The sequence below is a fragment of the Methylobacterium sp. J-059 genome, assembly GCF_022829485.1.
GTDB lineage: Bacteria > Pseudomonadota > Alphaproteobacteria > Rhizobiales > Beijerinckiaceae > Methylobacterium.
Map to the genome: position 1 here is coordinate 61,550 of NZ_JAKSYA010000159.1, position 6,027 is coordinate 67,576.

Genomic DNA, 6,027 nt, shown 5'->3' on the forward strand with positions numbered 1-6,027 from the left:
GCGACGTCAGCCGGCGCGCACGACGGCGAGGCCGAGGAGCACGTCGTGGCCGAGGCGGCGATCGCTGCGGACCAGGCCGAAGGCGAGATCGACGAACCACAGCAGGAAGGTCGAGATCGCGACGTAGAACAGCAGCGCGTGGACCGCGGCGGTGATCAGGTCGACCGGCCGCCCGGTCTCCGGCGCGACGACGCGCAGGCCCATCATCCGCATCCCGAGCGTGCTCTGGCGCGAGCCGCCGACGGTGATCGCACTGTAGATCACGCCGCTCGCCGGCAGGACCGCGAACAGCGCCCAGCCGAGGCCGAAGGTGACCACGCCGAGGAAGGCGATCGCGACCCAGAGCAGGGCGCTGAAGCCGAGGATGAACAGGATGTCGAGCAGGTAGGCGACCGTGCGGCCGCCGAGGCTGGCGCGGACCGCCGGCATCGTCACGGGGGGCAGGTAGCTCGGCGCTTCGAACGGGCGGGCGTAATCGGAGCGGGGGTTCAGCATGGCCGTGATCTCGCGTGACATCGCTGGACCGTCACATGGGAATCGCCCCGATCTCCCTCAAGGCCCGCCCCCTCGGCTCAGCCGGCCGCCTGCTCGATGACGCCGCGCCAGCCGAGGCCGGCATAGGTCTCGTAGCCGGGCGTGGCGTGGTACGCGACCAGGCGCCCCTGGGGATCGCGGTAATGCCCGCTGGCGGCGGCGTCGACCTGCAGCGGGTAGCGCTCGGTGAGGATGCCGCGGCCCCGCGAGCAGGCGATGACGCGATGGCGCGCGTCGAGCAGCATCACGCGGCTCGATGCGCGCTCGTCGGGCGCGAGGCGGACGCCCTCGACGATCGCGCGGGCCTGCGGCTCCCAATCGAAATGGATCGCGAGGTAGCCCAGGGGCTTGCCGTGCGCCTCGCCGTCCGCGCGGACCGAGGCGACGTAGGTCGCGACCTGCGCACCGCCGAGCCCGGCGCAGCGCGCGATGTCGGCGACCGTGAAGTCGTCGCCCGAGGTCAGGGCGCGCGCCTTGGCGAACCACGCCTCGTTGCGGACGTCGCGGCCCTGGACGGCGAAGCGGTCCGGGCGCCCGCCGGCGATCACGCGCCCGTGCAGGTCGCACAGCCAGAGGTCGAGATAGACCGTGTAGGACGACAGGATGACGCCGAGGCGCCGGCTCGCATGGGCGGCGGCCGCCTCGGTCGGATCGGAGGCGGCGTCGACGATCGCGGCATCCGTCGCCCACCAGCGCACGTCGCAGGTGCGCTCGTAGAGATTGCGGTCGATCACCTCGACGGCGTTGAGGGCGAGATCGACGCAACGCGTGGCGCGGGCGTGGTCGGCGAGCTGGCCGACGGCGCGGGTCAGCGTGTCGACGCCGTCGCCGAGCTTCGTGCCCAGCGCCGAGGCGAGGCCGTCGATCGCGCCGGCGACTTGGCGCACCTCCTGCGCCACCACCGAGAAGCCCGCGCCCTGCGCGCCGGCATGCGCCGCCTCGATCATCGCGTTCATCGCCAGCAGATGCATGCGGCGGGTGATGGTGTTGATCGCGCCGATGCTGGCGCGGGTCGAGGTCTTCAGCTGGCCGGTGGAGCGGTCGACCAGTTCCGCGAGGCCGACATCTTCGGAGATGCGCTGGGGGACCATCGAATCTCCTGGGCGCGCCGACGCGGGCACGCCGACGCGTACCTGTGGGGGAGAAGGTTGTATGAATCCGTAGTGATATAGACTTAGGACTGTAATATTTTCGCAAATCTTAAAAGCGCGAGGCATGGGCTGCTGTTAATTTTTGCTGGCTTGAGCTGTAATTGCTGCTCTTGCAAGCAAGTCACCGTCCGTCTGCCTCAAAACACGTCACCGTATAGACTACGTGACGCTAACCTCCTTCGAGCGCCGAGCGCTCAAGGTATCTTCTGCTTGGGCTCGTCGGCGTCCGGCGTGTCGAGATAGTAGCGCTTGAGCAGGTAGAGGGAGGCCTCCGACAGCGTCGTGCGGTCGGTGGAGATGCCGTCGAGCACGGCCCCGGCGTTGAAGCGGCACAACGCATAGTGGGGATGATGACCGAGCACGTAGTCGACGCGGATGCTGTCGGGGGCCGCGCCGGTGCCGGCGCGCAGGATCCGCACCGCCGTCTCGTCCGGCACGAGCGCGGGCACCGCCTTCCGGCAGATGGACAGGCGCTGGCGCTGCACCGCGCTCTCGCAGGCGCTGAGACCGCCGAGAAATCCGAGCACGATCCCGAGGGCGACGACCCCCCTGCCCCGCCGGCGCCTCACGCCCCGGTGCGCAGCCGCTCGGCGACGCGGGGGGCGTAGTAGGTCAGCACGCCGTCGGCGCCGGCGCGCTTGAAGGCGAGCAGGCTCTCGACCATGGCGCGCTCGCCGTCGAGCCAGCCGTTGCGGCTGGCGGCCTCGATCATCGCGTACTCGCCCGACACCTGGTAGGCGAAGGTCGGCACGCCGAATTCGTCCTTCACCCGGCGGATGATGTCGAGATAGGGCAGACCGGGCTTCACCATCACCGAATCGGCGCCCTCCTCCAGGTCGAGGGCGACCTCGCGCAACGCCTCCAGGCCGTTGCCGGGGTCCATCTGGTAGGTGCGCTTGTCGCCGACGAGCGCCGCCTGCGTGCCGATCGCGTCGCGGAACGGGCCGTAGAACGCGCTGGCGTACTTCGCCGCGTAGGCCATGATCTGCACGTCGAGAAAGCCGGCCTTGTCGAGCCCGGCGCGGATCGCGCCGACGCGCCCGTCCATCATGTCGGAGGGCGCGATGATGTCGGTGCCGGCCTCGGCCTGGATCAGGCTCTGCTCGACCAGCAGCGCGACGGTCTCGTCGTTGAGGATCGCGCCGTCCGAGAGCAGGCCGTCATGGCCGTGCGAGGTGTAGGGGTCGAGGGCGACGTCGGTCATGATGCCGATCTGCGGCACCGCTTTCTTCACCGCGCGCACCGCCCGGCAGACGAGGTTGTCCGGGTTCAGGGCCTCGGAGCCTGTGGGGTCGCGCAAGCTCACTTCCGTATAGGGAAAGAACGAGATCGCCGGGATGCCGAGGCGAGCGGCGCGCTCGGCGTCGCGCACGATCTCGTCGACGCTGAGGCGCTCGACGCCGGGCATGGAGGCGATCGGCTCGCGCCGGCCCGTCCCCTCGATCACGAACATCGGCCAGATCAGGTCGTCGACCGTCAGCGTGTTCTCGCGCACCAGCCGCCGCGACCAGTCGGCCTTGCGGTTGCGGCGCGGACGCTGGGTGATCTTCAGGCCCTCGGCGCGGGTCCCCTCCCGCGCGGTCTCCACGGCGAGCGGGCGCGGCCGGGGCGTGTCGTCGGAAGCGTGTTCGAAGGGCATGGGATCGCGTTCGCTGTGATCGGTTCGCGGGTGGCGCAGCGTAGCATAAGTGGCGGGGCGGGCGAAGCCGGCGAAGCGCCGCGACGTCACGAGCCGCCGGAGGCGCCCCGCCCGCAGCGCGGCACCGTCGCCGAACGGTTCACGCCTGCGTGACGCCGTCGCCTCGGCACGTGACATCCCGCAGCGGATCGGAATTCTTTCACATCGCTCCGGCCTTCGATTCGGCGGTCGAGGTGTTGGTCGGGGGGCTCATGACGGCATCGTTCACGCTCGAGGGGATCATTCCGGCCGCGTACGGACGGAGCTATCGCGCGATGCGCGCGCTCGGGCCGGCGACGGCGATCGCGTTCGTGATCCTGCTCGCGGGCGACGGCGCGGAGGCCCTGATGCGCCACGAGAACGACGTGCCCGCCGTGACCGGATGGTGGCTGCTGCTCCATGCGGCCGTCTTCGTCCTCGTCGCGCCCTACAGGGTCCGGCTGTACGAGGTCATGTGGGACGTCGGGCCGCCGTCGATCCCGAAACCCGGCGCGCGGCGCCGCGCCATCCTCAACGTCGTCGCCCTCGATCTCCTGCTCTTCCTCGGCGGAGCGGCCTGGCTCTGGAACCTCCATGATCGGCTCGGGATCCCCGTCCTCCTTCTTCTGGGACTGCTCGTGCCGAGCTGGTGGATCTGCATCCGGCTCACGCTGGCCGGCCCCGCGCTCGCCCTCGGCGCCCTCGGCGTCCTCCCGCTCAGCCTGTCGGGCGCGGTCTCGGCGACGAAGGGACGGGTCTGGGACATCACGTTCGCCGGGCTTCTCGTCGGCGCCGTGCTCCTGCCGGTCCTCCTGGCGATCATCGCGGCGACGCTTTGGCTCCAAGCGGCCGTCGTGAAGTCGGCTCTGGTGAAGCCGGCCCTGATGAGCCCGGTGAATATCCTGTCCCTTGTCACCAGCATCGCGGTCCAGGCCGAACTCTACCGCCGCATGGGTCTGCCCTCCGCATCGCACGCGGACCGAGCGCCGGCCTGACACCCGCGCCGGTGCCCGGCGTTGACGCCCGGGCCGGTACGGCCTCTAACCCCCGCTGAGCGGACACGCGGCGAGAGGATCGAGAGACGTGAGCGGAGCCGAAGCGGCCAACGACGAGATCCGGTTCGAGCGGCGGGGCGCGCTCGGCCTCGTCACCCTCGACCGGCCGAAGGCCCTGAACGCGCTCTCCCTCGGGATGATCGGCGCGCTGCACGCGCAGCTCGACGCCTGGGCGTTAGATGCCGGCATCACCCGCGTGGCGATCCGCGGCGCCGGGGGGCGCGCCTTCTGCGCCGGCGGCGACATCCGCCACATCCACGCCTGCGGCCAGGCGGGACGCTTCGACGAGGTGTTCGCGTTCTGGCAGGCCGAGTACCGCCTCGTCGCCCGGATGCAGCGCTACGAGAAGCCGATCGTCGCGCTGATCGAGGGCGTGGTGATGGGCGGCGGCGTCGGCATCTCGCTCCACGGGGCCCACCGCGTCGCCTCGGAGACGTACGTCTTCGCCATGCCCGAGGTCGGGATCGGCCTGTTTCCCGATGTCGGGATGACCTACGCCCTGCCGCGCCTGCCCGGCCGCGTCGGCACCTATCTCGCGCTCACCGGCAGCCGGGTCGGCCCGGGCGACGCGCTCGCCCTCGGCCTGGCCACCGCCTACGCGCCCGCCCGGGATTTCGCCGCGATCCTCGACCGGCTCGCCCAGGGCGGCCCGATCGCGGCCGCGCTCGAGACCGGCGCCGCGCGCCCGCCGACCGGGCCGCTCGTCGCCGAGCGCGGCCTGATCAACGACGTGTTCGCCGCCGACGACGTCGCGGACATCCTGCGACGGCTGGACGGCGCGGCCGCATCGGGCTCGACCTTCGCCGCGGAGACCGCGGCCGTGATGCGCACCCGCTGCCCGACAAGCCTGTGCATCGCCCGCGAGCAGATGCGGCGCGGGCTGGATCTCGATTTCGCCGACGCGGTGCTGACCGAATACCGCCTCGTCACCCGCCTGATGCGCGGGCATGACTTCTTCGAGGGCGTCCGCGCCGTGCTGATCGACAAGGACGGCCGGCCGGACTGGCGGCCGGCGACGCTCGAGGCCGTCGACCACGCCGCGGTCGCCGCTGCCTTCGGGCCGTCCGAGGCGCCGGAGCCTCGGTTCGCCTGATGCGCAAGGTCGGACGCATCACCCGCGGCAGCGCAGTCGGCGAGGCCCCGAGCGACCGCATCGAGCGGCGCTCGGCCGCGCCCAAGAGCACCTGGGACACGGTGCTGGTCTGGTTCATGCGGCTGACGGCCCTGGCGTGGCTCGCCAAGAGCGTGCTCTCCTTCGCGACGATCCTCGATGTGGTGCCGGGGCACCGCCCGTTCGCACTGGAGCCGTTCGGGCGCCAGGCGGCGCTGATCTACTTCGCGGTGATTGACGCCAACGCGGCGATCGGCCTGTGGCTCACCAGCGCCTGGGGCGGCGTGGTCTGGCTGCTGGCGGTGACCTCGATGCTGACGCTCGCCGTCCTGACGCCGCAACTGTTGCAGACGCCGCTGATTCTGGTCTTGGTCGAGTCCAGTATCGTGATCTTCTACTTCGTTTTTTCTTGGCTCGCGGCACAGGAAGCGCGGTAAACGAGTGGTTATACGAATCACTTCACTTTGCATTTACCGACAGAAGTAAATCGCGAATTCATCCTGTCTCTTAGAGCGGTTT

Annotated in this window: 7 protein-coding genes; 3 read left to right on the plus strand and 4 right to left on the minus strand. The window is 70.5% G+C overall.

Going from position 1 to position 6,027, the window contains the following annotated elements:
- Positions 1 to 6: 6 nt before the first annotated feature.
- From MKK55_RS24545 to hemB, 4 genes are all read right to left on the minus strand, one after another.
- A complete protein-coding gene (locus MKK55_RS24545) occupies positions 7 to 495 on the minus strand; it encodes an RDD family protein (protein WP_147727423.1) in 489 nt (162 codons plus the stop codon).
- A gap of 77 nt (positions 496 to 572) precedes the next feature.
- A complete protein-coding gene (locus MKK55_RS24550; protein ID WP_243938100.1) occupies positions 573 to 1,625 on the minus strand; it encodes a methyl-accepting chemotaxis protein in 1,053 nt (350 codons plus the stop codon).
- Positions 1,626 to 1,879: 254 nt separating this feature from the next.
- Positions 1,880 to 2,254, minus strand: coding sequence for a hypothetical protein (locus MKK55_RS24555; RefSeq protein WP_243938102.1), 375 nt, complete (start codon positions 2,252 to 2,254; stop codon positions 1,880 to 1,882).
- A complete protein-coding gene (hemB, locus tag MKK55_RS24560) occupies positions 2,251 to 3,324 on the minus strand; it encodes a porphobilinogen synthase (protein ID WP_243938104.1) in 1,074 nt (357 codons plus the stop codon). Before hemB ends, MKK55_RS24555 begins: the two co-directional genes overlap by 4 nt.
- Positions 3,325 to 3,575: 251 nt before the next feature.
- Between hemB and MKK55_RS24565 the strand changes: the two genes are divergently transcribed.
- The 3 genes from MKK55_RS24565 (at position 3,576) to MKK55_RS24575 (ending at position 5,945) form a co-directional block, all read left to right on the plus strand.
- Positions 3,576 to 4,337 (plus strand): hypothetical protein, encoded by a 762-nt coding sequence (locus MKK55_RS24565; RefSeq protein WP_243938106.1) that lies wholly within the window; start codon positions 3,576 to 3,578, stop codon positions 4,335 to 4,337.
- A gap of 88 nt (positions 4,338 to 4,425) precedes the next feature.
- Positions 4,426 to 5,490 (plus strand): enoyl-CoA hydratase/isomerase family protein, encoded by a 1,065-nt coding sequence (locus MKK55_RS24570; RefSeq protein WP_147858063.1) that lies wholly within the window; start codon positions 4,426 to 4,428, stop codon positions 5,488 to 5,490.
- Positions 5,490 to 5,945, plus strand: coding sequence for a DUF6163 family protein (locus MKK55_RS24575; RefSeq protein ID WP_147727218.1), 456 nt, complete (start codon positions 5,490 to 5,492; stop codon positions 5,943 to 5,945). The genes MKK55_RS24570 and MKK55_RS24575 overlap by 1 nt, the downstream gene beginning before the upstream one ends.
- Positions 5,946 to 6,027 lie beyond the last annotated feature (82 nt).

What these genes read in the sequence shown, in the direction of transcription:
- MKK55_RS24545 (WP_147727423.1), bottom strand. Translation starts at nt 495, where the DNA reads ATGCTGAACCCCCGCTCCGATTACGCCCGCCCGTTCGAAGCGCCGAGC.
- MKK55_RS24550 (WP_243938100.1), bottom strand. Translation starts at nt 1,625, where the DNA reads ATGGTCCCCCAGCGCATCTCCGAAGATGTCGGCCTCGCGGAACTGGTC.
- hemB (WP_243938104.1), bottom strand. Translation starts at nt 3,324, where the DNA reads ATGCCCTTCGAACACGCTTCCGACGACACGCCCCGGCCGCGCCCGCTC.
- MKK55_RS24565 (WP_243938106.1), top strand. Translation starts at nt 3,576, where the DNA reads ATGACGGCATCGTTCACGCTCGAGGGGATCATTCCGGCCGCGTACGGA.
- MKK55_RS24575 (WP_147727218.1), top strand. Translation starts at nt 5,490, where the DNA reads ATGCGCAAGGTCGGACGCATCACCCGCGGCAGCGCAGTCGGCGAGGCC.